The organism is Desulfuromusa kysingii (assembly GCF_900107645.1).
Lineage (GTDB): Bacteria > Desulfobacterota > Desulfuromonadia > Desulfuromonadales > Geopsychrobacteraceae > Desulfuromusa > Desulfuromusa kysingii.
Map to the genome: position 1 here is coordinate 182,603 of NZ_FNQN01000007.1, position 24,491 is coordinate 207,093.

Genomic DNA, 24,491 nt, shown 5'->3' on the forward strand with positions numbered 1-24,491 from the left:
CCATCAGAAGCTATTCACCTTTGAGGTTTTTCTTCTGAATCTTCCCAGTACAGGTATGCTTAAAGTCTTCTACAATTTCGATAATTTCAGGGACTTTAAATGAAGCAAGCCTGTCGGAGCAAAACTGCCTAATGTCTTCAATCTCAAGGGATTTTCCCTCATAAAACTTCACATAAGCTTTTACTGCCTGTTCCCTAATAGGGTCCGGAACACCGACAACAGCCGCCTCCTCAATAAAACTGTGGGAGGTTAAAACATTTTCAACTTCGCTTGCAGAAATATTTTCCCCTGAGCGCTTAATCAAATTATTTTTCCTATCAACAAAATACAGCCACCCATCCTCATCCAAAAAGCCTTTATCACCAGTATGCAGCCAATCATTATCATCATACAATTTATAAGTTTCCTGTTCGTCGTTATAATACCCTAATATTAGATTTTCCCCTCTGACACCTTTAAGACAAATTTCACCAACACATGTTGCAGGCAAAGTATCATTATTATCATCTACAATTTTTATTTTGTATGGATCATATGTTTTCCCAACTGACGGCCACCTTGCTTCTCCCGTACACACATCTGCGATATTACAAACAATTGTTTCGGTCAAACCGTAACAATTGAAAAGTTTAACATTGTAACGATTTTCAAAAGATTCCTTTTCCTCGGTAGACATACAAAGTGAAAAGTACATTAAGCGTAAGCTATGTTTACGCTCATTTTCCGCTTTCGGTTGCAGCATCAAGGTTCTTATAATCATGGGGATTGCTTCAGCAATGGTGATTTTGTAATCACGAATTTGCTGCCAAAATTTGGTCGCGTGGTATTGCTCCTGCACAACCACGACAGCACCCTTAGTAAGGATTGGCATCACGGCAATAGCCTGCCAGTCGATATGAAAACAAGGAAAGACAGTAAAAAATCTATCGTCGGAAGTTAATGCCATTTGATTCGCGTGGAATTCCCCAGCATAAAGCAAGTTATAATGAGTAAACGTTGCCCCCTTAGGCATTGATGTTGTACCTGATGTAAACAATACTTCTGCGACATCGCCTGGGTGCAATTCACGATGCTCCTTCAATGTGTCTGTTTGTCGCGATAACTCCTTCGCAAAATTCAAGTAACCATCGACTTCTCTGTCGCTTCGAGCTAAAATTCTATGTTTTAGGTGTGAGCAATCTATTTTTTCGTGTAAGTCTAGAAATTTTTCTTCAGTCAGCAGAATACTGACCTTACACTTGTCCATGATATAGCGGCACTCAACATTCGTATAGTGCACATTCATCGGAACAATGATCGCTCCAATTCGCATCAGACCAAACATAGCATACAAAAATTCAGGGCTATTATAAAGTTGAACAGCAACCAGATCCCCCTTTTCAAGCCCCAAGCTCAAAAAAAGATTTGCTGCTTTAATTATATTTGTATAGGTATCACCATAGGTAAACTGAGAAACACTGCCTTCTCTTGTTTCATAGATCATAAAAAGGTTATCTTTATCAAGTTTGAAACGCTCTTCCCATAAATCACCAATATTTTTTTTATCTACCCTAGTGTTCATCTTGACAGTCATGATAATACCTGCTTTTTTCCCTTTAATCCGCAGCCTGATGGGAGCAAACGAATCAATAAAGAATTGAATATTCAATCTGACGATCTGTCTTTCAAATGAAGTGCTGACCCAATTTGCATCAAATTTGGAAGGGGAATATATTCGGCTTGAACTTGAAAATGTGAACTCCGATTTAACCATAGAAACAACATCTCTATGGTTAAATCAGAAAATTTCGTCCGTGATCCCTTTGCCAGCTTCAGACCAGAAGCTACCTAAGCTTCGCGATCAACTTAGGTAGAATTTCGTAAACATCTCCGACGAGACCGAGATCACAAGACTTAAAAATAGGGGAGTTTTCGTCCTTATTGATGGCAACAATAGTTTTTGCCTGATTGATACCGACCATATGCTGGACCTGCCCAGAAGTCGCCAGAGAAATGACAAGTTCCGGCTTCAGCATCATACCGGTTATACCGATATAAACAGCCTTCGGCAGCCAGCCGTTGTTTTCAGCCACAGGGCGGGAACAACCCAGATCAGCACCCAGCAGAGTTGCCAGTTCACGGCACATTTCAACATCGGCCTCTTCTTTGAATCCACGCCCCATGTCAACTACTTTCTTAGCAATAGCGAGATTGGATACAATTTCTTGCTTAGCCTGAGTTTCAATTTTTTTGATTTTGTTGCTTGGTACAACATCAACAAAATGTGTATCTGAAACTGAAGAAACAGCAGGATCAGTAATCTCGAAGACGCCTGCGCCACTGGTAATAACAGCTGTATTACTGGTAAGTTTTTCACTCCTGAACGCTGCACCACCATAAACCATTCTTTGAGTGGTTTTATCTTCAAGTGAAGAGATCCCGGAAACAACGCAGGTATCAAGGTAAACAGCAAGCTTGCCAGCCAACAACTTACCCCGCACAGAGTTATTCACCAAAACCAAGTCCGCATTATTTGATTGCAGTTTTTCAGAAATCATCTTAGCGGAATCTTCGATCATTGTTGACGCATCACACCTATAAACATAAACGTTTTTTGCCCCATATGAAGCCGCCAGATCCTTTAACTCTTCGTCAAATATAATAATAGAAAATTGTGTGGATAGATTAGATGCACCACTCGCAAGCTCTTTAATGCTCATTTCGGTATCAGCAATTATAAACGTATTGACATATGACATGATATGTACCTCCTATTTGTTCAAAAATTGGATAAGGGCATCAACCATTTCATCGGTATCGCCTTTAACAATTTGCAGTTTCCGATCTTTTTGCTCTGGAGCCAAATCGTTCAGAACTTCGGTACTCCCAGCTATTCCTGAGAGATCGACAGATAATTCATTTACCTTTTTTTTACCTGCAGACATGATGTCTCTCATGCCCGGAATTGTCGGTACGTTAATTTCGGAGGTAACAGAAATTACGGCAGGCAAGGGAATTTCAAGAACTTCAACTTCACCCTCTAGGACTCTCTCGACTCTAATGATTCCTTCTTGGAGGTTGATATCATTAATCTCATTGACAACTGGTAAATCCATGATAGCACCAACCTGATTACCAACCTGTTGAGAATACAAGTCAGAAGAACCAGTTCCAAAAATCAACAAATCAAACTCATTCATTGTTTTCACAGCTTTAACAATGGCTTTTGCAGTTACTAACGAATCGTTAAACTGTTGATCGGTTATGACCACATTTAATTCATCGGCGCCACGAGACAAAATGTCTTTCCTGATTTTCGTTTTACTCAATGCGTCTCCGCCAATAGTCAGGACCTTCATACTGCCACCGGTTTCTTTTGCCAATTGCTTCCCAGCTTCCAAAGCGCTCAAATCATATTGACCAATTTTCCACTGAGCTTTATCGAATGACAGTTCCTGATTAGGCAAAACCGCGATATCTTGCTCTTCTGGAACAACCTTAATACACGCAATAATGTTCATTTCTTCACCTCTTGTTTTAGATTAGTCTTCGTTACCATCCATGAATTTAAATTTCGCATGACACACTATTTAGCAATCAGTGTGCCATTGCGCGTGAGCATCACAACTAGCTGTTTTTAAATCATTTTTTTTCAGAACAGACATCATCGTGTAAACTGGCATGCGACAATTGACAATAGAGAACTAGCAATTGTCGAGCTGAAGTAAAATAAGAGGTGTTAAGAAAATGATAAGCAAATATGAGATGGCAAGTGAATGATAGGCTGTTTCACTGAAGAATCATTTAGTAGGTTTAGCAATAGTGTTTTTTGCTCGTTAATTTCCGCAAACCGAAAGAAGGCGACCAACATTCAACAATCTTTAGATTTAAACTTTTTTTGGCTTCGAGGCGTCAGGTTTAGACATTTTCTCTGCGACAATAAATCCATAGACGACAAAGCAGAGCGATAGTATTTGCTGAAATACCAGCAAACGCTTGCCCTGAATCATCATCAACAGTGCAATGCTGCCATTCATCAAAATAAAGCAGACCCAGCCATTGAGATTGTCTTTAGCTAATAGACTACTACCAACAAAAAAGGTGAATAAGATGGTCAACTCTAAGAATTGAGAAAAAGAATGAAGACCGCCAAAATCATAAAGGCTACAGGAGATACCGAAAACTAAGAAGAGATAAGTTGAGTACGTAATAACACGAGAAAAAGTCTTACTTGTTGCATCTGGTCCCTTTATGGAAGCATAAAGTCCTAAGTACATCGTAGGGAGACTGCCAACCTCGATCGAAGCAGCGATCCAACTATGGCTCCCAATATACAACACAGTCCAAGCAGGAACCCCCATCATATAAACAGACCAGCCTATAATCCTTAGACGCCGTTTTTTATTGTATTTTTTCCCTTCAGCTAACGCAAAAAAAACTTTACTTAAAAGGTAAAAAAGCCCTCCCCAAACTTGCAATATCAAATCCATAATAAATTCCTGAAATTGACTCTATCGCACCTCCCCACAACGGTTACAATATGATCCGGCTAAGGGGGGCCCACTCATGATCAAACTCATCTAGAGTGACAGAAATCACATTCAGCATAAAATGTTCCAATTCACATCCCAATAATTCTATAAAAGCAGGTGGGAGTCTGATTGGTTCAGAATTAGAGAAGAAATGAAAAATAAAAGGCAAGGACACCTAACAAACTCAATGCCAACCCGCAACTGGCGATCGGCATTGAGTTAATCTTCAATCATATTGGAAAAGACACACATAAGATTTTTTCAATTAATGGATTGTCTAGGCAGACTGCGGCACAACCAATGAAATATCTCTAACATTCACTTCATACCAACAAAAACAGAACGGAAACCGAATTCTATTTATTCTTAAACACTGGGATTCTTTTTTCGGAAAAAGCCCTTACTCCTTCGGCAGTATCTTCTGAATCAAAAGTCAACCGTGTATAGGTTGTCTCTAAATGATAACTTCCATCCTCAGTCATTCCACTTGCAGCTGAATCCAACAATGCCTTCAAGCACCGCACGCCAATAGGAGCTTTCGCAGCAATGGAGCCAGCGACCTCCATTGCTCTGGAAAGCAAATTTTCCTCAGCCACTACTTCCTGAACGATATCCCACTCTTTGGCGACCTCAGAAGTAATTCTCTCACCCGTATAAAGCCACTTTTTGATCTTAGGTATTGAAAATCTTTGACCTAGAACAAGCGTTGCCCCCCCAATTCGGAAACATTCCAAAATTGATTTCTGGAAACGCATATTTCGTATTATCTGCAGCAATGGCGTAGTCGCACGTTAAAGCGAGAACCATTCCACCACCCAATACATAGCCGTTGAGTGCCGCTATCATTGGGACAGGCAGGCTACTCATCTTTTTCAGAGCAGCCCTTGCAATTTCATTCTGTTTTACAGCTTCATCGGACGTTTTTGGCCCTTCCCTGACATCATCACCAGCAGAAAAAGCTTTCTCTACCGCAGAAGACAACACAACCACACGCACTTCATCCCTACCGACCAACCCTTTAAGATCTTCACTTATTTCGCTAAATTCTGCAAAGACACCTAAGGTAAAGAGGTTCAGTGGTGGGCGATTAAAAACCAAATGAGCTATTTTATTCTCAATGTCACAATACATAAATTGTTTTTCAATTTTCATCATTCCCTTCACCTCTACTCATAAAAAAAGACCACAACATGCGTAGTGGTCTTTGATTTGATTCGACGATCAATTATCTGTCCTTGCTAGGCAAACAGCATCCCCAACAGCAACAACGTCTCCATCTTGATTTATACCCTTAGTGCCAATAAACAGCCTGTTTCTTTCAACATTTATTTCATTGACTGTGCCCGTGACTGTCACAGTGTCACCAGCATAAACCGGTGCAGTATATTTAATGCTGAGTCTTGCATCAATGCCACCAGCGACAAGCTTTGAAAGCATCGCAGAAACCATACAATCGAGATAAACACCGTGTGCAATGCATTTGCCATAAATTGTTGTTTTTGCATATTCTGGATCCATATGAATCGGATCATGATCATCAATTGCATCCGCAAATGCGTGCAACGTCTTCTGCGTGATTTCCCTTACAACGCTGGCAGTATCTCCTACCTTAAATTGATCAATTGTTTTACCTAATTTTTCAGCCATGGCTCTCTCCTCATAGGAACATATTTTTTTGATATTCTACAAATAAGCAAGGGACATACCAAAAAAAACAGCCATATAGGGTCACTTGAAATCAACCTGTAACACTTCGCTAGCAAGAGTTTTACAGTTTCGTAAAGTCACTTCTGACAATCTATTTTACAAAGGAATTATTTCTTCTTTCATAATCAACTGTCGTTACTGGGCCATGGCCTGTATAGAGTTTTGTGTCTGGTGGAAATTTAAATATCTTACTCTTTATCGTCGTCATAAGCGTTTCATAATCACCACCGTTAAAATCGGATCGACCCACAGAGCCGGAAAAAATAACATCCCCTACGAAAGCAAGGGTATGATCGGGAAAGTGCAGGGTCAAACTTCCCGGAGTATGCCCTGGAGTGGCTATCACTTCACACTTTTCACCAAGGAACTCATACATACCCGGGTCAAATGGTTCATAATCCACCATTCCACAAGACTGTGAATACATGCACTCCTTCCATGTGTCGACTTCTTCCTTAATCAAATAACCATCGGCTGGATTAATGTAAATTTTTGCCCCAGTAAGTTTTGAGAATGCAGTAGCAGCGTAAAAGTGATCGAGATGAATATGAGTGATCAGGATGTGTGTCACCTGGAGATCTTCATTTCTTATAATATTGGCGATTTCCATAGAGTAGTCGCCTGGATCAATAAGAACAGCTTTCCCTTTATTTGAGATGAGATAGCAATTTGCTTCATAAGCGCTGAGCTGAAAGGGACGAATTTTCATAAAATCACCTTTTCCCTTAATCGTGTAACTTGAATTTATTAACGAAATACTGAAGGCTGAGAAGAGATACGAGGACTAACTTCTCAAGATTTTCATGCTATGAACCAGTATCAAGCATGGTCGTACATTTCATTGAGAGCGACATTCCTTCCTCTTATCAACCCCACAACCACAAAAAAAGCCCCTAAGAATAATTTATCTCAGGGGCTTTTTTCATTTTTTACAAACCCTTATTCTGTATCATCACCCCAATAGGTTTTAATATCCCGGAAGAAAGCACCAATAATTAATAGCGAAATGACAAATGCGGGGTAACCTGCCCACACCATCGCGTTCTTAACTGTTTGTATTCCGCCAATATAGAGGAAACCGATCGACAGGATACAAGTAACAACGCACCAGAACAGCCGGGTGAATTTTGAAGGGTCCTCATTAGCCGGAAGATTCGGTTGAGATACTAGAGCATTGCCGTAAACAGCACTCTGGATAAAAGTCCATGCTGAAACAAACGCATAGAACAGGAGAATGATCATAATCAGATTCGAGAACGGAAGTTGGTCAATAACATAGGTAATAGCAGAATAAGCATCTTGATCAACCAGAGCTTTATATTGTGCTGGGTCACCAAGATAAGTATCAAGGGCAAAATTACCCATTGTCCAGAAAAAGATTGCGCAACCTGCTGAACTCGCAAGCACAATACCAAGGACACATTGGCGGACGGTACGCCCCTTACAAAGCTTGCTGTAAAATTGCCCACCACCCAAAACAGAAGCAATGAAGAAAAGAGCATAAAAGATCGTCCAAGATTGTGACCACTGACTGGTATTCAAACTCATAGGAATAAAATTTTGTATCCACAGCGCTGTTGAAGCCACAATATTGTTACAATATTGGCTTGTATTTCCGACTAAAAAGATAAAAAAAGCGACACCGAAGAACATAAATAGCCTTGCGTTACTGATAAGAGTCATCCCCTTTTTCAAGCCTGTATACATAGCAATAGCCATACAAATAACAACGACTAATAAAATTAAAACATCAAGTGAAAGCGTATGCTTCACACCGAAAACTTTGCTGAAAAATGTTCCAACGATCGGCACACTAACAGCCAATGAGTAGCCTGCATTGGAGAAAATAATGCCCACTAAAAATACGCAGTCGATGACTTTACCAAGTTTCCCATTAGCTCTTTTTGCGCCGATCAAACTTTCACACGCAGCGCTAACCCGTGAAGTGTCTTTTTTCTTAACAAAAAGTAAAAAGGCTAAAGCAATCCCGATAATGGCATAAGACGAAAAGCCTAGAATACCCCAGTGGAATACCGGGTAAGCCATTGACCACTTCACCGCCTCTTCACTAAACGGCGTAATTCCAAATGGAGGTCCTGAGATATAGTAGTAAAATTCAATAAACACCCAATAGACAATACTGGCTGAGGAACTATAAGCAAAAAGCATTGCATAAAAAGAAAATGTGCTGCCATCTGGTTTCTCATCACCAAAGCGTTTATTGGCATATTTCCCAAATGCAAAATAAAGACACAACCCAACACAGGAAAACTCAAATACGAGGAGCATCCAGCCAAAATTCTGGTTCATAAAATGGAAGGTATCAGTCATAAAAATATTCATGCCTTCAGGATTCGTAAATAGCGCTCCTGCAAAACCAAGAACGATAAGAATTGCAGGAATACTTACCCAATAGTCGATACTACGATCGACTCCATCTTTACTTGCTGCCTTCTTCACTGACATATCCATTTCTTTCTGCATTACGTTCTCCTTTATTTATGATCGACTTAAATGAGAATCTCTCCGTTTAAGACAGAGAGATCGGACAGAACAATTCATCACGCATAAGTCACAAAAACTTACAGATATATAAACAAATGCCTATTCAATGACGTTGTTCTGATAGTCGTAAAAGACCTTAAAACCGCCTGAAAGATCTAAGTCGACACCCTCTTAAGGCATTCGACTTATCAGGATTAGCAGAATGCATGCCACTATGATTAATTTGATGAATTCAGGGGAAAAGAAGAAAATTTCAGGTATTTAGTCGTTAATTATGATTCTTATGCTGTAACCACGGCATGGTAATTGTCATATCAGTGCTTACACCTCTTAAAGTAAGTTTACAGTTTTACCGTCAGTCAAATTGAGTTGTTTGATCTCTGTAAAAAGTGCCAATTTCAAAGTATCAATACTTAAAACAGCGAGGAATCAGATATTCCTTCAATGGATTTTCTTATGTGGATTAGAATTATTAATTCAGTATAGATAACTATTAGGTCACCTCAAGGTTCTCTGTTTAAACGGATCAACATGCTGATCCAGCGTCAAACTGAAACCATATCAATCAGGCAATTACTAAAATAAAAATAAAGTTATTTCCATCCGAAGCGAAGGAACTGCTCGAAAAGCTTTCGGAGTGGAACGTAAAAGGTATACACAAGCGATTGGTTTTGATAAAAAGATTGTCCGAAGCACACACCAGATCAGGTCAAGCCTTGATAGACATAAAAGGAAGGGAAAAGATGAAGAACCTACCAAACTGCCCGGAATGTGGATCTGCATACACCTATGAAGACAGAGAGATGTATGTTTGTCCCGAATGCGCCCATGAATGGTTGCAGACCGCGGAGCCAGAAGCAACAGAGACAGAAGCAACCATAACCGATGCCAACGGCAACCCACTGCAAGACGGCGACACCATCACCGTGATCAAAGACCTGAAAATCAAGGGATCATCATTGGTGGTTAAGGTGGGGACAAAAGTGAAAAACATCCGTCTGGTTGATGGTGATCACGATATCGACTGCAAAATTGACGGGATCGGGGCGATGAAATTGAAATCAGAATTTGTAAAAAAACTGGGTTAACTTGCAGGACAGGGAACACGGTCGTCAGAAACACCGTTGATTAAAAAAAGGAGCGGCAAAGAGATGCGGGTAACAGCGCGACTTTTTGCCGCTCCTAAAAACTGTGGAGGGATGAAATGACCGGAACAGCGCAATGCAAAACTAATCCAGCAAAAGCCCCGGCTACGGATAAAGTTTATTCCAATCCAATGAAGATTCGGTCAACAGATCTTGTTCGTCATCAGGATGATTGAGAAGGTAACGGATCAAACCACTCAGCTGAAAACAGCGGCCATCTAAACCCGCCTGCTCCAACCCGTCGACAACCCCAGCGAATAATGTTTTGTACAGCTGTAACTGAAACTGATGCATCATCACCGGTTTAACCTCAGCAAACACTTGTCCGACGACTGCAGCGCGGCAACTCTCGACATCGGTCGAAGTGACGCTGCGGCAAAACAATGGCCGAACCGGATAAATAAGACACCAGCCCCGATCATCGAGAAAGGCACACTTACAACGGGCCAGCAACCGTTCTTCATCATTGAGACCCCGGACATCACGCCAGAGTTTATCAACTCTTGAGTGGACTTGTGCCAACACCGCAGGATCCAATTGACGCAAAAACCGGGCGATAGCGATCCCTTCAAGCAAAGTGGTCGAAACATTCACCACACAACAGAATTGACACCCCGGAGCACAAGCGATCAATTTCCGGTCTCCATCCTTGTGCTGTTCAATTTGCACTTCCGCGCTTGACCAGAGCGTGCTTAATTCTTCAAGCAACTGCGAAACAGTGATCGCTGTGTTTTTCAAAACTGAGAAGCGCTCCTCGGTTTGTTGTCGTAGTTGAGAAAAATCAAAATTAGCCATTGGTTTTAGTCTCCGATCCGCAACAACTCAAATAAGGTTATCCCTCCAGTGCACCATCTCGCTTGTCGATTCTGTAACGCTCTGCTATCGTACCCTCAATAGAAGCCTATCAATATATTGAAGGAATACAACCGTGCCTCTGACTGACAACATCTGGATACTGCCCGCAGCGACCCTTATCGTTGGCCTCTTTTGTGGTTGGTTAATCGCCCGCTTGCAAGCGCACCTCCTCCTGCACCGCGAACGGCACAAAGACCAGGTGGAGCGCGACCAGCTGCTTCAGCAGGTCGCCCGGGTTGAAGCACAACTTGAAGCAGAACGGCATGCAAATGCTGATAAACTGAGATTCCTGGACGAAACGAGGCAGCAAGTAGAAAAGAACTTTCAGGCTCTTTCAGCACAAGCGCTGGCAGCCAACAATCAAAGTTTTCTGGATCTGGCCAAGACCACTCTCGGATCGTTTCAGCAGCAGGCCAAGGGCGATCTGGACGCACGTCACCAGGCGATTGGACAACTGGTTCAGCCGCTGCAAGAGTCTCTCACCAAGGTCGATCACAAGATCGAACAATTGGAACAATCCCGCAGCGGCGCTTATGCCCGCTTGGATGAACAATTGAAGTCGTTACTGAACAGCCAGATTAAGCTTGAATCGGAAACCGGCAACCTTGTCCGTGCCCTGAGGACTCCCGCCGTGCGTGGCCGCTGGGGGGAGATTCAGTTGCGCAAAGTCGTCGAAATGGCTGGTATGGTCAATTATTGTGATTTTGTGGAACAGGAAACAGCCGATCATGGCCGCCTTCGCCCCGATATGATTATCAAACTCCCCAACGGACGCAATATTATCGTTGACTCTAAAGCCCCCCTGCAGGCTTACCTCGAATCACTAGAAGCAACAGATGACAAACAACGCAATGCTTGTCTGGCCCATCATGCCCGCCAGATTCATGATCACCTGCAAAAGTTATCAGCAAAAAACTACTGGGAACAGTTCCAACCGACACCGGAATTTGTCGTCCTGTTTCTTCCGGGGGAAACCTTCTTCTCTGCGGCGCTGACTCAAGATCCGGGATTGATTGAAGCCGGCGTAGATCAGAAAGTTCTGCTCGCCACCCCGACCACATTGATCGCTCTGCTCCGTTCAGTAGCCTACGGCTGGCGTCAGGAACAGCTGACCGAAAATGCTGAAGCCATCAGCCAGTTAGGACGGGAGATGTATGATCGCCTGGCGACCCTTAACCAACATTTTGCTCAGATGGGGAAGAACCTGGAACGCGCTGTCGACAGTTACAATAAGGCGATCGGCTCACTTGACAGCCGGGTCTTAACTTCGGCCCGCAAGTTTAAAGAGTTGGGGGCCGGAAGTCGTAAAGAGATTAACCCGATTGAACAGATTGACAAGAGACCTCGTTCTTTACAGCCGCCGGAAGCCTGACCATAAAACAAAGAGAACTCTCTGCGGATGGACACCTATATTTCTTCTTTTTATGTTATAATACCCGGATCAAAAAATTGATAAAACTAATCCTCTGGAGGAATACAATGAGAATTCGCACCCTGCTTATCTTGCTCTGTAGCAGTCTTTTACTCAGCAGTTGTGGCTATAACTCCATCCAAAAGAACGAAGAGACCGTTTTTGCTGCCTGGGGCGATGTTGAAGCCACCTATCAGCGCCGCGCCGATCTCATCCCGAATCTGGTCTCAACAGTAAAAGGCTATGCCGCTCACGAAAAAGAGACTCTGACTGAAGTTGTTAACGCCCGGGCTAAAGTCGGGCAGACCAACATCTCTACCGATAAATTAGGTGACGCAGCAGCAATGCAACAATTTCAACAAGCTCAGGGTGAACTTTCTGGAGCGTTGTCACGATTACTGGTCGTTGTTGAGCGTTACCCTGATCTGAAGGCCAATCAAAACTTCCTCGACTTACAGCACCAGTTGGAAGGAACCGAAAACCGCATCAACGTCGCTCGTCAGCGTTACAACGATGCGGTCAGAATATTCAACACCTCGATCCGCACCTTTCCAAATAGCCTGACCAATAATTTCCTCCTCCATCTGGAACGCAAAGAAGCTTTTAAGGCCGACGCCGGTGCTGAAGCCGCTCCTCAGGTGACATTCTAATGCGTAAGATTTTCTGTTTACTGTTTATTCTTCTGTTGACCTGTTCTGCAGCATTCGCACTGAACATCCCTGCGCCAACAGGCTATGTCAATGACAAGGCAGCTCTACTTGAGCAAACCACCAAGCTGAAGCTTGAAGAGTTTTTGCGCAATTTTGAGCAGAGCGATTCCACTCAGATTACCGTCCTCACCATCCCAACTTTGGATGGTGAAGTCTTGGAAGAGTATTCTATTAAAGTTTTTGAAAACTGGAAAATTGGTCAAAAAGGTAAAGACAATGGCGCCCTGCTCCTTATTGCCAAGGAGGAAAGAAAAATTCGCATCGAAGTCGGTTACGGTCTGGAAGGTCGCTTAACCGACCTGCTGGCAGGACGGATTATTGATAACGAGATCGCCCCGAAGTTCAAACAGAGGGACTTTGATGGTGGAATCGTCGCAGGAGTTATCGGTATTGCCGAAGCTGTCCGTGGTGAATACACAGGAACGGGTAAAGCCAGCAGCAGCAAAAAGAAAGGGAGCCCACTGGGGTTTCTTTTTCTCCTCTTTTTCCTTGGGCCATTTCTTAGCCGTATCGGTGGTCGTCGCAGCAGTCGTCGTAGTGGCGTTTTTATCGGCGGCCCCTTTATGGGTGGCGGCGGCGGTGGTTTTGGTGGCGGTGGTTTTTCTGGTGGCGGCGGCGGAGGCGGCGGTGGCGGTGCTTCCGGTGGTTGGTAAAACCGAGCACATTCACCATCGCAGACTAGAGAAACAGAGAAAACGGTCACATTCTCTGTCTGGCTTGAAAAACATTGTACTTTTCTGAGACTCCGTATCTCAGTGGGATGACAGGATGAAGATGAAATCAGCAAGTGAGTTCTTCAGTCATGAAGAACAGCAGAAAATAGAAGCAGCCGTCAGAAAGGCAGAAACAAAAACCAGCGGTGAAATTGTCCCCATGCTGGTCAACTCGTCTTATGAATACCCTCGTGCTGAACTCATTGGCGCCGGGACTCTGGCGTTAGCGGTGGGATTGATTTTCAGCTGGGCTGTGGGCGGTGAGTCAATCTGGTGGTTTTTACCCGCGTTTATCGTCAGTTTCTTCGTCTTTCAACTGCTGATCCGCAACCTTCCTGATCTGAAACGGAAACTGATCAATCCAGCAGAATTTGACCTTGAAGTGAAGGAAAAAGCGCTGGTCAGCTTTGTCGAACAGGGCTTACATGAAACCCGCGACAAAACCGGTATCCTGATTTTGATCTCACTGTTTGAACACCGCGTTCAGGTACTCGCTGACAGCGGTATCAACGCAAAGGTTCCTAAAAACACCTGGAATGAGCTCGTGGATACGATTATTCACGGACTGAAGACCGGCGACAGTTGCAACGCCATCTGTCAGGCAGTTGAGCGCTGTGGCGAGTTACTCGAAACACATTTCCCCAGAAAAGATGATGACAGTGATGAGTTACCCAACCTGATCATTGAATCAGAGCAGAATTCTTAACTGAGGCGATTCAGGTCATCGAGCAATTCATCTATTTCGGCATCACTATAATTTTTTAACCGTGCGGCCTCTTCGATGGTATCCCAAACCGGTTCGCCGCAACGAATACAGCGGATCTTCTTGTGGAAGAGATAAGCGACGGCGTCAGGTTTTAATTCGACCAGTTGCTCTATTTTCATGTCCCGGGTGATCGGTGTGTCTGCCATTTCAAGCTCCTTATCAAGTGTATCGGTCACGTCTTTATATTTTCAGTGACTCATAAAAATCGCGGTTGCGGCTGCCCCCCGTATAATCCTGGGACAGCAACGTATAGAGTTTCGTTGCTTTCAACTCCAGATTTAATTGTTCTAGTGCAAGGCGATAGGCTGCCGACTCAAAACCATAATGCCGCTTGAGGATTGCATAAACCCGTGAAAAATTCTGGACCAGCGGGATCGATCTCTGCTTGCGACGAGAAGCCAGGAATTTCTGCCCTTTGGCGCTGGCGGCCAGCAAGTGGAGATATTGCGGCCCAACAGCTAATAGCGGGGGGACAATATCCCGTTTCAGGCCCAACAGAACAGAGACAAGCAGCCGCTGAATTCGGGTACGGGTCAGTTGTCGGGATTTGAGACCGGACACCAATTCTGCCAAAGAAGTCGCATTTTCTGCAACCGTTAAAAGACGGTTCTCTATCCCATTTTCAACCAACCACAAGTCGGACAACTCTGTCGGGCTGCGAAAAATCTGCGCCAATAATAATTGATAATATTTATCGACCGATACCACCCGGCCATGCGCTGTCGCTTGATGCAATATTGATTGGACTGTTGGGGGAAGAAGGGTATCGACCGCCTCTGATTCCAGCATCTTCTGGCGGATTCCTGTCGCGCTAGCAATACCGTCAACCCCCGCGTCGACATCGTGATATCCAGCACCAATCCGCGCAATTGTCACGGGCTGAATAGTACTGGTCAGCTCTTTTAAAACTTTCAGGTATTCAATCCCGAGAATATTATTGGGCGCAGTGATGACAGTGGGATCAAGAAGTTCTGCGGATAATTCTGTGAGCACCTGGGCTCTCGCCTGAGGATAGTTCACCCCCTGACGCAACAATTCTGAGGTTTTCCCGGTCACAAAAGAGTCGTTATCATGGAGAAAATCGGCACAATACTGAAGCGGCTCAATCTCTCCGCACTCACTCCCGAAACAGAGGCTATCGACACCGAGAAGGGCTAACGATTTAACCCCTCCTCGAGAAAAATCGGGGGCACTGCTGCACGCCCAGGGCAGCGGTAACTCGACGACCACATCAACCCCGCTGCGCAAAGCCATCTCCGCCCTCCCCCACTTATCCAGCAAAGCAGGCTCCCCGCGCTGTAAAAAATGGCCACTCATGACCGCAACAGCAACCTCAGCACCGGTCACCCGAAGGCTCTCACGAAGATGATGTAAGTGGCCGTTATGGAACGGGTTATATTCAGTTATTAAACCAACTGCCTGCATAGATTAGAGACTCTCCATTGCGACTCTGAGATGTTGGGGAAAAGAACTCATTCACAAAATCATACGCCCCTCATAATACAACCGGAATCGGCTCTCCGACCCGATTCTCCTTCGGAGTGACGACGGTTTTATAAGCCAAGACTTCTACTCCTGCGGCAACAACTTCGCGCAACAGTCGGCCATATTCGGGATCAATAGCATCAGCTGGGGAAAATTTCTTCGCTTCGCTGCGTTGAACCAGAAAAAATATAATAGCCCGACACCCCTGTTGCTTAGCCAAGAGTAATTCGCGCAGATGCTTTTGCCCCCGGGTGGTCACGGCATCCGGGAAACAGGCGGTTTCGGGTTGGCAGCAGAGGGTGACATTTTTAACTTCAAGCAAAACATTGACATCCCCCTGATGTAGATAAAAATCAATGCGACTCTCTCCAAAGCGGTACTCTGGCTGCACCTGAAAATTTTCCAGCGATTGAATCTGGTTATGACGTAAAGCCTCTTCAACCACTCGATTGGTCCTCAAGGTATGGGTATCAACCCAACGACCAGAAATCATAATCAGCTCTAACGTATATTTCAGCTTCCGTTGCGGATTATCCGCTCGCGAAATTAATACCCGAGAGCCTGGGAGCGCACATTGTTTCATACTGCCCGTATTGGGTGTGTGCGCAGTGACGACACGACCATCGGCCAACTCAATATCGGTAAAAAATCTCTTGTAACGACGCAGCAAGGTCCCTTCTAACAAAGGCGCGGGTAAATCCATCTCATCTCCTGATCGGTATTCATCTCTCGAAAGTCGTCCGCAGACAGAACAATTCTTGCATCAAATCATAGTCATCGTATAGTCTCTTTTTCTTAACTGCCGATCTTTCTTCATAACCAAGGAGTTCTTTCATGTCCGAGAACCTGATACAGCGCACGGTGTCCGCATATACCTATCCCCTGCTGATAAAAAACCTTTTACAGGCTCCAGCAGTCAATGATCCCCAACAAGAGATTGTCTACCGCGATCAAGCTCGCTTCACCTATGGAGAATTCAGGCAACGAGTTTGCCAGTTGGCGAATGCACTGACCGAGATCGGGGTAAAATCTGGTGATACTGTGGCGGTCATGGATTGGGACAGTCACCGCTATCTGGAGTGCTTTTACGCCATCCCCATGTTGGGAGCGGTCCTGCACACGGTCAACATCCGCCTTTCACCTGAGCAGATCCTCTACACCATTGACCATGCTGAGGATGACTTCATCCTCGTCAATGAGGAGTTCCTCCCGCTACTGGAACAGATTAAAGGACGGATCGATACAGTCAAAGAGTATATCCTCCTGCAAGATGGTCAGCAGCAACCTGAAACAACGCTCACCTTTGCCGGGGAATACGAAAGCCTGCTCGCTGAAAGCAGCGACTCTTATGACTTTCCCGATTTCGATGAAAGTACCCGAGCGACAACATTTTACACCACGGGGACAACCGGAATGCCAAAGGGAGTCTATTTCAGTCATCGACAGCTGGTGCTGCATACCCTGTCCGGAATGGCTGCTCTGGGGACCGTCGTCAATCACGGCCGCTTCCATCAGCAGGATGTCTATATGCCGATCACCCCCATGTTCCATGTTCATGCCTGGGGAGTTCCCTATATCGCCACGTCACTGGGGATAAAACAAGTCTACCCGGGGAAATATACCCCAGACATGTTGCTCAAACTGATCGACAAAGAAAAAGTCACCTTCTCGCACTGCGTTCCGACAATCCTCCACCTGTTGATGAGCCACCCGCTGTTCAATGAGTTGGACCTGTCCAACTGGAAAATTCTGATTGGTGGTGCAGCGCTGCCCAAAGCGATGTGCAAAGCGGCAATGCAAAAAGGGATTGACATCTTTTCCGGTTATGGCATGTCAGAGACCTGCCCAGTCTTGACCCTTGCACACGTCACTGATGCAGATCTGAGCGACGACGAAGATCTGGATATCCGCTGTAAAACCGGCCGGCCGATCCCGCTGGTTGATATTAAAATTGTCGACGAAAAAATGGAAAATGTCCCTGTCGATGGTCAGAGTGTCGGGGAAATTGTCGTGCGTGCTCCCTGGTTAAGCCAGGGCTATCTGAAGGATCAGCGCAACTCCGAAAACCTCTGGCGCGGCGGTTATCTCCATACCGGGGATGTTGCCTGCAGAGATAAACATAATTACATCAAAATTACTGACCGGATCAAGGATGTGATCAAAATCGGCGGTGAATGGATATCATCACTTGGCGTCGAAGATCTGCTTTCGGCTTATCCTGGTATTGGGGAAGTTGCGGTTATCAGCCTACCCGATAATAAGTGGGGAGAGAAACCTCTGGCGCTGATTGTGACAAAGCCAGACTATGAAATCAACGAAAAGGATTTAGTCCAATATATCCGCAGTTTTATTGCTAAGGGGATGATTTCAAAGCAAATTATTCTATTAAAATTCAAGTTTGTCGAGGCGATTGATAAAACGAGCATTGGCAAGGTGAATAAACGGCTCTTGCGTGAAAAGTATATGCAACAAAGTTGCTGACGACGCAAAAGTCAGATCGAGACAGTTGCTATTGTTTGCAAGTGGGTTTTATCCCGAAGCAGCGGGATCTAACAGCTGAAAATATTGTGACTGCACAATGGCCATTTCGGGGCCATTGTGCAGTCACAGGCGACTATTCCATCACACATATCTCCTTCTTCAACATGTGATACACCGTCTTGTAGGCCACAAAAATGACCACGCAGGTTGCTAGCGTCAGTAATCCGATCGAGACATAATAACAAAACATCGATCCGGTCATATGGTGTGCCAAAATCGCAGCAATGGTCATCGCCGTGAGTGGGAAAGTAAACGCCCACCAGGAGATAAAAAATTCAAGCTTGATAAAGTTTTTGTACATAAATAACAACAGCAGGGTAAAAAACACGCCAACATTGAAGAGAAAGCTGGCAAACAGATCAAATTCACCCGTCAATTTAACATAAGAGATCGTCCCTACCGCCGGTGGAGCAATAAAAATGAATAAGGTGGGCATAAACTTCTGTGCCAGAAGATTATGAAAAATGATCCGATTCAGGATAATGGTCAGCAGAATGATCCAGAAGAATATCCCAACCGCGAAAAAATACATTAAGAAGTCGCGGTTGACAATATCCACGCCACCGACAGGGACAAGGACATTCCCGACAATAGGGATAAACCAGGCAGGATTCGATGACTGAATCTCAAGGTTTTTATTAATCCAAAAACTGATCGTATGCAAGGTCAGATAAGCCTGTAACAACATTCCAACCCACCATAAGCCCTCAGCAATCGGCAGATTTATCTCATGGTACATCACCGACATCAAGAGCAATGAGATCGGAATCGCGGCAAAGAAATTAATTCGAACCGGGTGGGTGAACTCGCTTTTGACCTCATCCCGATACTTGAAAAATTTACTCAGATAGGTCACTGCAATAGCAATAAACACCACTGTCGTCAGACCCGCAAGAAAATCTGGGATAAGCCGGGTAAAGTGAAAAAGGTGCGCAGCTTTTTGGTAAGCGATGCTCAACCCAGACAGCCCCATAACGATTGCAAACATCATAATCGGGAAGTTTTCTAATCTCGCCGTTTTTTTCATCTATCGTTCCTCACTCGGTAAAATTGATCCATAAGTCATGTCGATGCTTTTTAATTTTCCACAATAAGGCCGCCACAAAACAAATTGCAACCCGCAGAAAATGATTTCCTTCAGGTTAATTTGTGAGTATAGTATATAGATATCCATATATCTAACTTAATCGGAGGCTTTCATGAAAAAGGTCGTTATTATTGGTGGTGGTCCTGCGGGTCGATTGATCACTCATGTTTTGCATAAATCCCCTCAGGAGTTTGACGTCACCTTAATCAAAGATGAAGAAACCAATGTCAATCGCTGCGCTGTCCCCTACGGCATTTCTGACAAAAAGCCGGCAGAAAAATTTTATATCTCCAACCAGCTTATCACCGATTTCGGCGCTAAGCTGGTCCTTGATGACGTCCAGAAAATTGATACAAACGGACAATCCGTCACCACACGATCAGGCCAGACATTCAACTATGACGACCTGGTCATTGCCACAGGCTCACAACCCATCATCCCGCCGATCCCCAACATTGATCTGAATAACATCGTCAATGTTCGTTCAAAAACCGACATGGAACAGATGCGCGGATTTGCCAAAAAATATAAAAAGTGTGTTGTTGTCGGGGGTGGATATATTGGCATTGAAGTCGCGGTCGTGATGAAAAAGCTGGGAATTGAAGTCACTGTCGTCGAGATGCAACCTCATGTCCTGCAAACCACAATGGATGATGATTTTGCCGAAACGATTGAGGCCCATATCATCGACAACGGAGTCAAAGTCTACAACAACACTCAGGTCACAGCATTTGAAGGCCGTGATGGCGATGTCACTGGAGTGGTCCTTGATAATGGTAACGTTCTGCCGACCGATTTTGTAATTGTTTCGGTCGGTGTCAAGCCAAACACAGCTTTGGCTGAGAAATCCGGGATCGCAACCTCCAAGTTTGGCATCGTAACCAACGAACACATGGAAACGAACGTCAAGAATATCTATTCTGCGGGTGATTGCGCCGAGAAGAAATCTTTTGTCACCGGGGCCCCGAGTCTGGGAGAATTTGGAACCAACGCCGTGTTTATGGCAAAAGTCATTGCTGCAAATATCCTTGGTACCCCCACTGTCTTCCCAGGAATCATCAATGCCAATGCTTCCAGTGCTTTTGAGTACACTTTCGGCTCAGCCGGACTGATCGCCAAAGCGGCAGAACGTGAAGGACTCGACTATGTTACTGGCGCATCAGAAGTCATGGATATGTACCCAATGATGGATGGTGTGAGTATGATCAAAACCAAGCTGGTGTTTGCCAAGGGATCAAGAAAATTACTTGGAGGTTCAGTCTTAAGGAAGGGACATTGCACTGCAGCTAATGTTGACTTTATCTCTTTTGCGATCCAAATGGGGGCGACTATTGATGATATTTTAAAATATCAGTATGCAACCCATCCAGAACTGGCCGCTAAACCTTCAGATAATACCTACATGTTTGCCGCCCAGGATGCACTGAAAAAACTGTAACTGCGGCTTAACATCAAGAATAATCCAGTGAGCTCCACACCGAGAGGGGCTCACTGGTCCCCGGTGAAGACGCACTCAGCAAAAACAAAGATAACGAAAAGAACCCTTTGCCTCAGCTTTGTTTTTGCAACGCCATCAGCAGATTGGTTATGGTCTCCTTGGCGTCACCCAAAAGGAGAATGGTTTTATTGTTGTCATAAAGGGGGTTCGCAACCCCTGAATAGCCCGGATTGTCATCGAGATTGCAAACAATAATGTTTTTCGCCTCCTGAGCCCGTAAAATTGGCATCCCCGAAATAGGCGTCCCTTCACTTTCGATCGCAGCAGGATTCACCACGTCACAAGCACCAACCACCAGAGCAACATCCGTTGTCGCAAAAAGAGGATTGACATCGTCCATCTCCAGTAAGTCGTCATAATCCACATTCGCCTCTGCCAACAAAACATTCATATGTCCGGGCATTCTCCCGGCAACCGGATGGATGGCATACCGAACCTGTGCTCCTCCTTGAACCAATAATGTAGCTAATTCTACTAACTGGAACTGCGCTTTCGCCAGCGCCATCCCGTAACCAGGGATAACTACGATGCTTCTTGCTGCAGTAAGAACCTCAATTGCGTTTGGAGTCACGGCTGCATCGACAGCAGGAGACGTAACCGGGGCAGGCTCTGCAGACGACAAAGAGTTCAGCAGCGAGCGCACCGTTAATTTGGCATCGCCTGCGAGCAAGACCGCATTGTTCTGCCCATACAGAGAGTTGTCAACGCCTGAGTAGCCCGGATTGCTATCGAGATTACAGCAAATGATTTTTTGTGCCTCATAGGCCCTGAGAATCGGCATTCCTGAAATCGGGGTCCCTTCGTGTTCTACTGCCGCAGGATTCACGACATCGCAGGCACCAACAATAATGACCAGATCAGTGACATGAAATTCAGGGTTGATGTGATCCATCTCGACCAACATGTCATAATCCACACCGACCTCAGCTAACAGGACATTCATGTGACCAGGCATACGCCCAGCGACAGGGTGGATCGCATAGTGAACATCCTTGCCTATCGTTAGCAGTTCTGTGGCTAAAGCCGCCACCTCTTCCTGCGCCTTCGCCAGCGCCATTCCGTAACCAGGGACAATAATGACCTTGTGTGCTTCCCGTATGGCAGTAACCGCCCAGGCTTGATCATCGACGCCAGTAAAGGTTTCGGTGTCTCCCCGCGAAGAGAGGTTTGCAGGCGCTCTTTTCGGTTGATAGTCAGGAAAAATCACCTTGACGATATTGCGGTTCATCGCCTGACACATGAAATAGGTCAGGATGGATCCAGACGCAGCGACGGTCGCGCCGAATGCAATCAGCAGTTGATTCTCAATAACCATGCCGCACAAAGAAGCAGCCAACCCAGTCGTGGCATTGAGAGATGAGATCAACACCGGCATGTCTGCACCACCGATACGCATCGAAATGAGGATACCGAAACAGGTACCAAGCAGGATCTCAAGAATGAACAGATAAGGGGCAATATGGCTGGGAACCATCAGCGAGAGGCTGCCGACAACGATCAGAGCTGCGCCATTCACAAACACGCAATAGTTGTGGTGCGGCAATACCTGAGGAGACTGACGCATTTTATTAGCGAGCTTGGCACTGGCGATCATACTGCCGCTAAACGTCAAGGCTCCGATAGCAAGGCCAAAAACACCTGAAATTTGACTCTCTAGGCTCAACGTCTGAGCGGTCCGAGTCAACTCAACGAACGAGACTAAAAATGCGGCAACACCGCCAGCACCATTCTGAAAAGCGACCATCGCTGGAACCTGGATCATATTGATAACCCGGGCGAGGTAAAATCCCGCAACCCCACCCACCAGCAACGACACGACAACGGTGCCAATATCAATCACACCATGACGATACAGCACCAGAATAAAAGCCAGAGACAGTGCCAGTGCAGCGATCAAGTTACCGCGTTTCGCCCCGACAGGGTCACGAAACAGCCAGATACCGATGAAAAGAACGGCGATAATAGAAAAATCAAGAACCAATGCCATAGAGATGCATCCCTTCGTTCAGAGTGGAACTCGCCTACTTTTCCTTAAAAAATTTCAGCATCCTATCGGAGATGACAAAACCGCCTACAACGTTAAAGGTCGCAGCAATGATAGCGATGGAACCGAGAATTTTTTCTCCCGCTGTCGTCGGAACCGAAAAAAGAATGAGGGCCGCTAACAGGGTGATCGCGGAAATCGCATTGGTCATCGACATTAAAGGAGTATGCAACAGTTGTGGAATCCGCGAAATCAAGATGTAACCAAGGATAAAAGCGGCGATAAAAACCACGACCATCAAAAGCAGATTCGACATAGACACGCCTCCTGATGATGAGTCCCTGTCCAGGGACTCATATCACCGCAAATGATTGTTACTTCATGGCCTTGAGAGCGCCTTCATGGACAATTTTCGATTGGTAGGTGACCAGAGAACTGGTCACAATTTCATCGTCAAGATCAAGCTTATCAAGCCCCTTCTTAAAGAGGTTTTCGACGAAATAATAGAGATTGTTGGCGTATAACCAACTGGAGTGAACCGCCATTCGTCCAGGGATATTCTGAATGCCACAAAGATTAACCCCATGCTTCTGCATAAAGGTTCCCGGCTCTGTCAGCGCGCAGTTGCCGCCCTGATCCACCGAGACATCAATAATGACCGAACCGGGCTTCATCATTGCAACCATCTCTGCCGTAATGAGGAGCGGAGCAACTTCACCCGGCACCAGTGCACTGAGGATAACCACATCAATATCCTTGAGGACACTGGCAATCAACTGCTGCTCTTTCGCCAGCCAATCAGGATCCAGGGATTTGGCATAGCCACCGCGACCGGTGACGAGTTCCTGCGGGATATCAAAGTCGATAATTTTCGCTCCCAGACTGTCACCCTCAACGGTCGCAGTTTTTCGGATATCAAGAACTTTCACCACGGCTCCAAGGCGCTTTGCGGTAGCGATAGCTTGTAAACCCACAACACCGGCCCCGATCACCAGAAATGTTGCCGGCTTGATCGTGCCAATCGCGGTACCGATCATGGGGATAAATACCGGCAGAGTGTCGGCAGCCATAACCACAGACTTATAGCCAGTCACTGCGCTCATTGAGGACAAAGCGTCCATTCTTTGGGCACGGGAGATTCTGGGAATACCGTCCATGGTCAACGCCGTGATGTTTTTTTTCTGTAACCGTCTGACCATCTCATGACTGCCCGGTGCGGCAGGATGGAGAAAAGTAATCAGGATACTATCATCAGGATACATATCCACTTCATGCTTGTTCTTCTGCTCGTTGAAGATAGGTTGTTTTACCTTAAGGACAACATCAGCTTGGCCACACAGCTTTTCCACATCAGTTTCAATTGTCGCACCAGCATTCCGGTAATCGTCATCGGAGATAAAGACCCCTTCGCCTGCTCCGGCTTCGACACTAACCGTGAAGCCCAGATCAATATATTTCTTGATGATCTCAGGAGTCACTGCGACCCGTTTTTCAGCAGCTAAAATTTCTTTAGGTATTGCGATCAACATAAGCGGCCTCCCAGCAAGATTCAGGTTAATGGTTATATTTTAAA

The 24,491-nt window shown here is 45.2% G+C and carries 24 protein-coding genes; 7 read left to right on the forward strand and 17 right to left on the reverse strand.

Annotated features, from left to right (window positions below; translation table 11 throughout):
- Nucleotides 1-10: 10 nt before the first annotated feature.
- From caiC to BLU87_RS12355, 9 genes are all read right to left on the reverse strand, one after another.
- Nucleotides 11-1,753: a crotonobetaine/carnitine-CoA ligase gene (gene caiC / locus BLU87_RS12315; RefSeq protein ID WP_217637509.1), complete on the reverse strand. Its 1,743-nt coding sequence runs from the start codon at nucleotides 1,751-1,753 to the stop codon at nucleotides 11-13.
- Nucleotides 1,754-1,823: 70 nt separating this feature from the next.
- The gene (locus tag BLU87_RS12320; RefSeq protein WP_092348946.1) at nucleotides 1,824-2,738 is read right to left on the reverse strand and encodes an electron transfer flavoprotein subunit alpha/FixB family protein; all 915 of its coding nucleotides are present in this window, start codon (nucleotides 2,736-2,738) and stop codon (nucleotides 1,824-1,826) included.
- Between the two features lie 12 nt (nucleotides 2,739-2,750).
- Nucleotides 2,751-3,500, reverse strand: coding sequence for a putative electron transfer flavoprotein FixA (fixA, locus tag BLU87_RS12325; protein ID WP_092348949.1), 750 nt, complete (start codon nucleotides 3,498-3,500; stop codon nucleotides 2,751-2,753).
- A gap of 366 nt (nucleotides 3,501-3,866) precedes the next feature.
- Nucleotides 3,867-4,469 (reverse strand): hypothetical protein, encoded by a 603-nt coding sequence (locus tag BLU87_RS12330; protein WP_092348952.1) that lies wholly within the window; start codon nucleotides 4,467-4,469, stop codon nucleotides 3,867-3,869.
- 398 nt (nucleotides 4,470-4,867) lie between these two features.
- Nucleotides 4,868-5,266 carry an enoyl-CoA hydratase/isomerase family protein gene (locus BLU87_RS12335; protein WP_092348955.1) on the reverse strand — a complete coding sequence of 133 codons (399 nt, stop codon included), beginning with the start codon at nucleotides 5,264-5,266 and terminating at the stop codon, nucleotides 4,868-4,870.
- On the reverse strand, nucleotides 5,184-5,666 hold the full coding sequence (locus BLU87_RS12340; RefSeq protein ID WP_092348958.1) for an enoyl-CoA hydratase/isomerase family protein: 483 nt from the start codon (nucleotides 5,664-5,666) through the stop codon (nucleotides 5,184-5,186). Before BLU87_RS12340 ends, BLU87_RS12335 begins: the two co-directional genes overlap by 83 nt.
- 66 nt (nucleotides 5,667-5,732) lie before the next feature.
- Nucleotides 5,733-6,158, reverse strand: a complete 426-nt coding sequence (locus tag BLU87_RS12345) for a MaoC family dehydratase (RefSeq protein WP_092348961.1) — start codon at nucleotides 6,156-6,158, stop codon at nucleotides 5,733-5,735.
- Nucleotides 6,159-6,309: 151 nt separating this feature from the next.
- Entirely contained in the window at nucleotides 6,310-6,927 is a 618-nt protein-coding gene (locus BLU87_RS12350) for an MBL fold metallo-hydrolase (RefSeq protein WP_092348964.1), read from the reverse strand.
- 230 nt (nucleotides 6,928-7,157) lie between these two features.
- Entirely contained in the window at nucleotides 7,158-8,702 is a 1,545-nt protein-coding gene (locus BLU87_RS12355; RefSeq protein ID WP_092348967.1) for a BCCT family transporter, read from the reverse strand.
- A gap of 764 nt (nucleotides 8,703-9,466) precedes the next feature.
- On the opposite strand from BLU87_RS12355, the gene BLU87_RS12360 reads away from it, so the two are divergent.
- The gene (locus BLU87_RS12360; protein WP_092348970.1) at nucleotides 9,467-9,811 is read left to right on the forward strand and encodes a zinc ribbon domain-containing protein YjdM; all 345 of its coding nucleotides are present in this window, start codon (nucleotides 9,467-9,469) and stop codon (nucleotides 9,809-9,811) included.
- A 162-nt stretch (nucleotides 9,812-9,973) separates the two neighbouring features.
- Here the strand turns inward: BLU87_RS12360 and BLU87_RS12365 are convergent, their stop codons facing one another.
- On the reverse strand, nucleotides 9,974-10,663 hold the full coding sequence (locus BLU87_RS12365; RefSeq protein ID WP_092348973.1) for a YkgJ family cysteine cluster protein: 690 nt from the start codon (nucleotides 10,661-10,663) through the stop codon (nucleotides 9,974-9,976).
- A 133-nt stretch (nucleotides 10,664-10,796) separates the two neighbouring features.
- Here BLU87_RS12365 and BLU87_RS12370 point away from each other — a divergent pair, with 133 nt between their 5' ends.
- The 4 genes from BLU87_RS12370 to BLU87_RS12385 all read left to right on the forward strand — a co-directional run bounded on the left by BLU87_RS12370 (nucleotide 10,797) and on the right by BLU87_RS12385 (nucleotide 14,263).
- Nucleotides 10,797-12,095 carry a DNA recombination protein RmuC gene (locus BLU87_RS12370; protein WP_175498378.1) on the forward strand — a complete coding sequence of 433 codons (1,299 nt, stop codon included), beginning with the start codon at nucleotides 10,797-10,799 and terminating at the stop codon, nucleotides 12,093-12,095.
- A 107-nt stretch (nucleotides 12,096-12,202) separates the two neighbouring features.
- Nucleotides 12,203-12,784, forward strand: coding sequence for a LemA family protein (locus BLU87_RS12375; RefSeq protein ID WP_092348976.1), 582 nt, complete (start codon nucleotides 12,203-12,205; stop codon nucleotides 12,782-12,784).
- Nucleotides 12,784-13,497, forward strand: a complete 714-nt coding sequence (locus tag BLU87_RS12380; RefSeq protein ID WP_092348979.1) for a TPM domain-containing protein — start codon at nucleotides 12,784-12,786, stop codon at nucleotides 13,495-13,497. Before BLU87_RS12375 ends, BLU87_RS12380 begins: the two co-directional genes overlap by 1 nt.
- Nucleotides 13,498-13,612: 115 nt before the next feature.
- The gene (locus BLU87_RS12385) at nucleotides 13,613-14,263 is read left to right on the forward strand and encodes a TPM domain-containing protein (RefSeq protein ID WP_245706484.1); all 651 of its coding nucleotides are present in this window, start codon (nucleotides 13,613-13,615) and stop codon (nucleotides 14,261-14,263) included.
- On the opposite strand, the gene BLU87_RS12390 is transcribed toward BLU87_RS12385, so the two are convergent.
- From BLU87_RS12390 to sfsA, 3 genes are all read right to left on the reverse strand, one after another.
- Nucleotides 14,260-14,469 (reverse strand): DUF1858 domain-containing protein, encoded by a 210-nt coding sequence (locus tag BLU87_RS12390; RefSeq protein ID WP_092348985.1) that lies wholly within the window; start codon nucleotides 14,467-14,469, stop codon nucleotides 14,260-14,262. The genes BLU87_RS12385 and BLU87_RS12390 overlap by 4 nt on opposite strands.
- Nucleotides 14,470-14,503: 34 nt before the next feature.
- Nucleotides 14,504-15,748, reverse strand: a complete 1,245-nt coding sequence (locus tag BLU87_RS12395) for a nucleotidyltransferase (RefSeq protein WP_092348988.1) — start codon at nucleotides 15,746-15,748, stop codon at nucleotides 14,504-14,506.
- Nucleotides 15,749-15,818: 70 nt separating this feature from the next.
- Complete coding sequence (gene sfsA, locus BLU87_RS12400; protein WP_092348991.1) at nucleotides 15,819-16,511, reverse strand: DNA/RNA nuclease SfsA; 693 nt, start codon at nucleotides 16,509-16,511, stop codon at nucleotides 15,819-15,821.
- Nucleotides 16,512-16,642: 131 nt separating this feature from the next.
- Between sfsA and BLU87_RS12405 the strand changes: the two genes are divergently transcribed.
- Nucleotides 16,643-18,289 carry a fatty acid--CoA ligase gene (locus BLU87_RS12405; RefSeq protein ID WP_092348994.1) on the forward strand — a complete coding sequence of 549 codons (1,647 nt, stop codon included), beginning with the start codon at nucleotides 16,643-16,645 and terminating at the stop codon, nucleotides 18,287-18,289.
- A 133-nt stretch (nucleotides 18,290-18,422) separates the two neighbouring features.
- On the opposite strand, the gene BLU87_RS12410 is transcribed toward BLU87_RS12405, so the two are convergent.
- The gene (locus BLU87_RS12410; RefSeq protein ID WP_092348997.1) at nucleotides 18,423-19,376 is read right to left on the reverse strand and encodes an SLAC1 anion channel family protein; all 954 of its coding nucleotides are present in this window, start codon (nucleotides 19,374-19,376) and stop codon (nucleotides 18,423-18,425) included.
- A 172-nt stretch (nucleotides 19,377-19,548) separates the two neighbouring features.
- Here BLU87_RS12410 and BLU87_RS12415 point away from each other — a divergent pair, with 172 nt between their 5' ends.
- On the forward strand, nucleotides 19,549-20,874 hold the full coding sequence (locus tag BLU87_RS12415; RefSeq protein WP_092349000.1) for an FAD-dependent oxidoreductase: 1,326 nt from the start codon (nucleotides 19,549-19,551) through the stop codon (nucleotides 20,872-20,874).
- A gap of 112 nt (nucleotides 20,875-20,986) precedes the next feature.
- On the opposite strand, the gene BLU87_RS12420 is transcribed toward BLU87_RS12415, so the two are convergent.
- Genes BLU87_RS12420 through BLU87_RS12430 form a run of 3 tightly spaced genes read right to left on the reverse strand, consistent with a single transcriptional unit; the run spans nucleotide 20,987 to nucleotide 24,447 of the window.
- Nucleotides 20,987-22,921: an NAD(P)(+) transhydrogenase (Re/Si-specific) subunit beta gene (locus BLU87_RS12420; RefSeq protein WP_092349003.1), complete on the reverse strand. Its 1,935-nt coding sequence runs from the start codon at nucleotides 22,919-22,921 to the stop codon at nucleotides 20,987-20,989.
- Between the two features lie 34 nt (nucleotides 22,922-22,955).
- Entirely contained in the window at nucleotides 22,956-23,234 is a 279-nt protein-coding gene (locus BLU87_RS12425; RefSeq protein WP_092349006.1) for an NAD(P) transhydrogenase subunit alpha part 2, read from the reverse strand.
- 58 nt (nucleotides 23,235-23,292) lie between these two features.
- Entirely contained in the window at nucleotides 23,293-24,447 is a 1,155-nt protein-coding gene (locus tag BLU87_RS12430) for an NAD(P) transhydrogenase subunit alpha (protein ID WP_092349009.1), read from the reverse strand.
- Nucleotides 24,448-24,491 lie beyond the last annotated feature (44 nt).

Coding starts and splice junctions, on each gene's coding strand:
- caiC (WP_217637509.1), bottom strand. CDS start 1,753: ATGGTTAAATCGGAGTTCACATTTTCAAGTTCAAGCCGAATATATTCC.
- BLU87_RS12320 (WP_092348946.1), bottom strand. CDS start 2,738: ATGTCATATGTCAATACGTTTATAATTGCTGATACCGAAATGAGCATT.
- fixA (WP_092348949.1), bottom strand. CDS start 3,500: ATGAACATTATTGCGTGTATTAAGGTTGTTCCAGAAGAGCAAGATATC.
- BLU87_RS12330 (WP_092348952.1), bottom strand. CDS start 4,469: ATGGATTTGATATTGCAAGTTTGGGGAGGGCTTTTTTACCTTTTAAGT.
- BLU87_RS12335 (WP_092348955.1), bottom strand. CDS start 5,266: ATGCGTTTCCAGAAATCAATTTTGGAATGTTTCCGAATTGGGGGGGCA.
- BLU87_RS12340 (WP_092348958.1), bottom strand. CDS start 5,666: ATGATGAAAATTGAAAAACAATTTATGTATTGTGACATTGAGAATAAA.
- BLU87_RS12345 (WP_092348961.1), bottom strand. CDS start 6,158: ATGGCTGAAAAATTAGGTAAAACAATTGATCAATTTAAGGTAGGAGAT.
- BLU87_RS12350 (WP_092348964.1), bottom strand. CDS start 6,927: ATGAAAATTCGTCCCTTTCAGCTCAGCGCTTATGAAGCAAATTGCTAT.
- BLU87_RS12355 (WP_092348967.1), bottom strand. CDS start 8,702: ATGCAGAAAGAAATGGATATGTCAGTGAAGAAGGCAGCAAGTAAAGAT.
- BLU87_RS12360 (WP_092348970.1), top strand. CDS start 9,467: ATGAAGAACCTACCAAACTGCCCGGAATGTGGATCTGCATACACCTAT.
- BLU87_RS12365 (WP_092348973.1), bottom strand. CDS start 10,663: ATGGCTAATTTTGATTTTTCTCAACTACGACAACAAACCGAGGAGCGC.
- BLU87_RS12375 (WP_092348976.1), top strand. CDS start 12,203: ATGAGAATTCGCACCCTGCTTATCTTGCTCTGTAGCAGTCTTTTACTC.
- BLU87_RS12380 (WP_092348979.1), top strand. CDS start 12,784: ATGCGTAAGATTTTCTGTTTACTGTTTATTCTTCTGTTGACCTGTTCT.
- BLU87_RS12385 (WP_245706484.1), top strand. CDS start 13,613: ATGAAGATGAAATCAGCAAGTGAGTTCTTCAGTCATGAAGAACAGCAG.
- BLU87_RS12390 (WP_092348985.1), bottom strand. CDS start 14,469: ATGGCAGACACACCGATCACCCGGGACATGAAAATAGAGCAACTGGTC.
- BLU87_RS12395 (WP_092348988.1), bottom strand. CDS start 15,748: ATGCAGGCAGTTGGTTTAATAACTGAATATAACCCGTTCCATAACGGC.
- sfsA (WP_092348991.1), bottom strand. CDS start 16,511: ATGGATTTACCCGCGCCTTTGTTAGAAGGGACCTTGCTGCGTCGTTAC.
- BLU87_RS12405 (WP_092348994.1), top strand. CDS start 16,643: ATGTCCGAGAACCTGATACAGCGCACGGTGTCCGCATATACCTATCCC.
- BLU87_RS12410 (WP_092348997.1), bottom strand. CDS start 19,376: ATGAAAAAAACGGCGAGATTAGAAAACTTCCCGATTATGATGTTTGCA.
- BLU87_RS12415 (WP_092349000.1), top strand. CDS start 19,549: ATGAAAAAGGTCGTTATTATTGGTGGTGGTCCTGCGGGTCGATTGATC.
- BLU87_RS12420 (WP_092349003.1), bottom strand. CDS start 22,921: ATGGCATTGGTTCTTGATTTTTCTATTATCGCCGTTCTTTTCATCGGT.
- BLU87_RS12425 (WP_092349006.1), bottom strand. CDS start 23,234: ATGTCGAATCTGCTTTTGATGGTCGTGGTTTTTATCGCCGCTTTTATC.
- BLU87_RS12430 (WP_092349009.1), bottom strand. CDS start 24,447: ATGTTGATCGCAATACCTAAAGAAATTTTAGCTGCTGAAAAACGGGTC.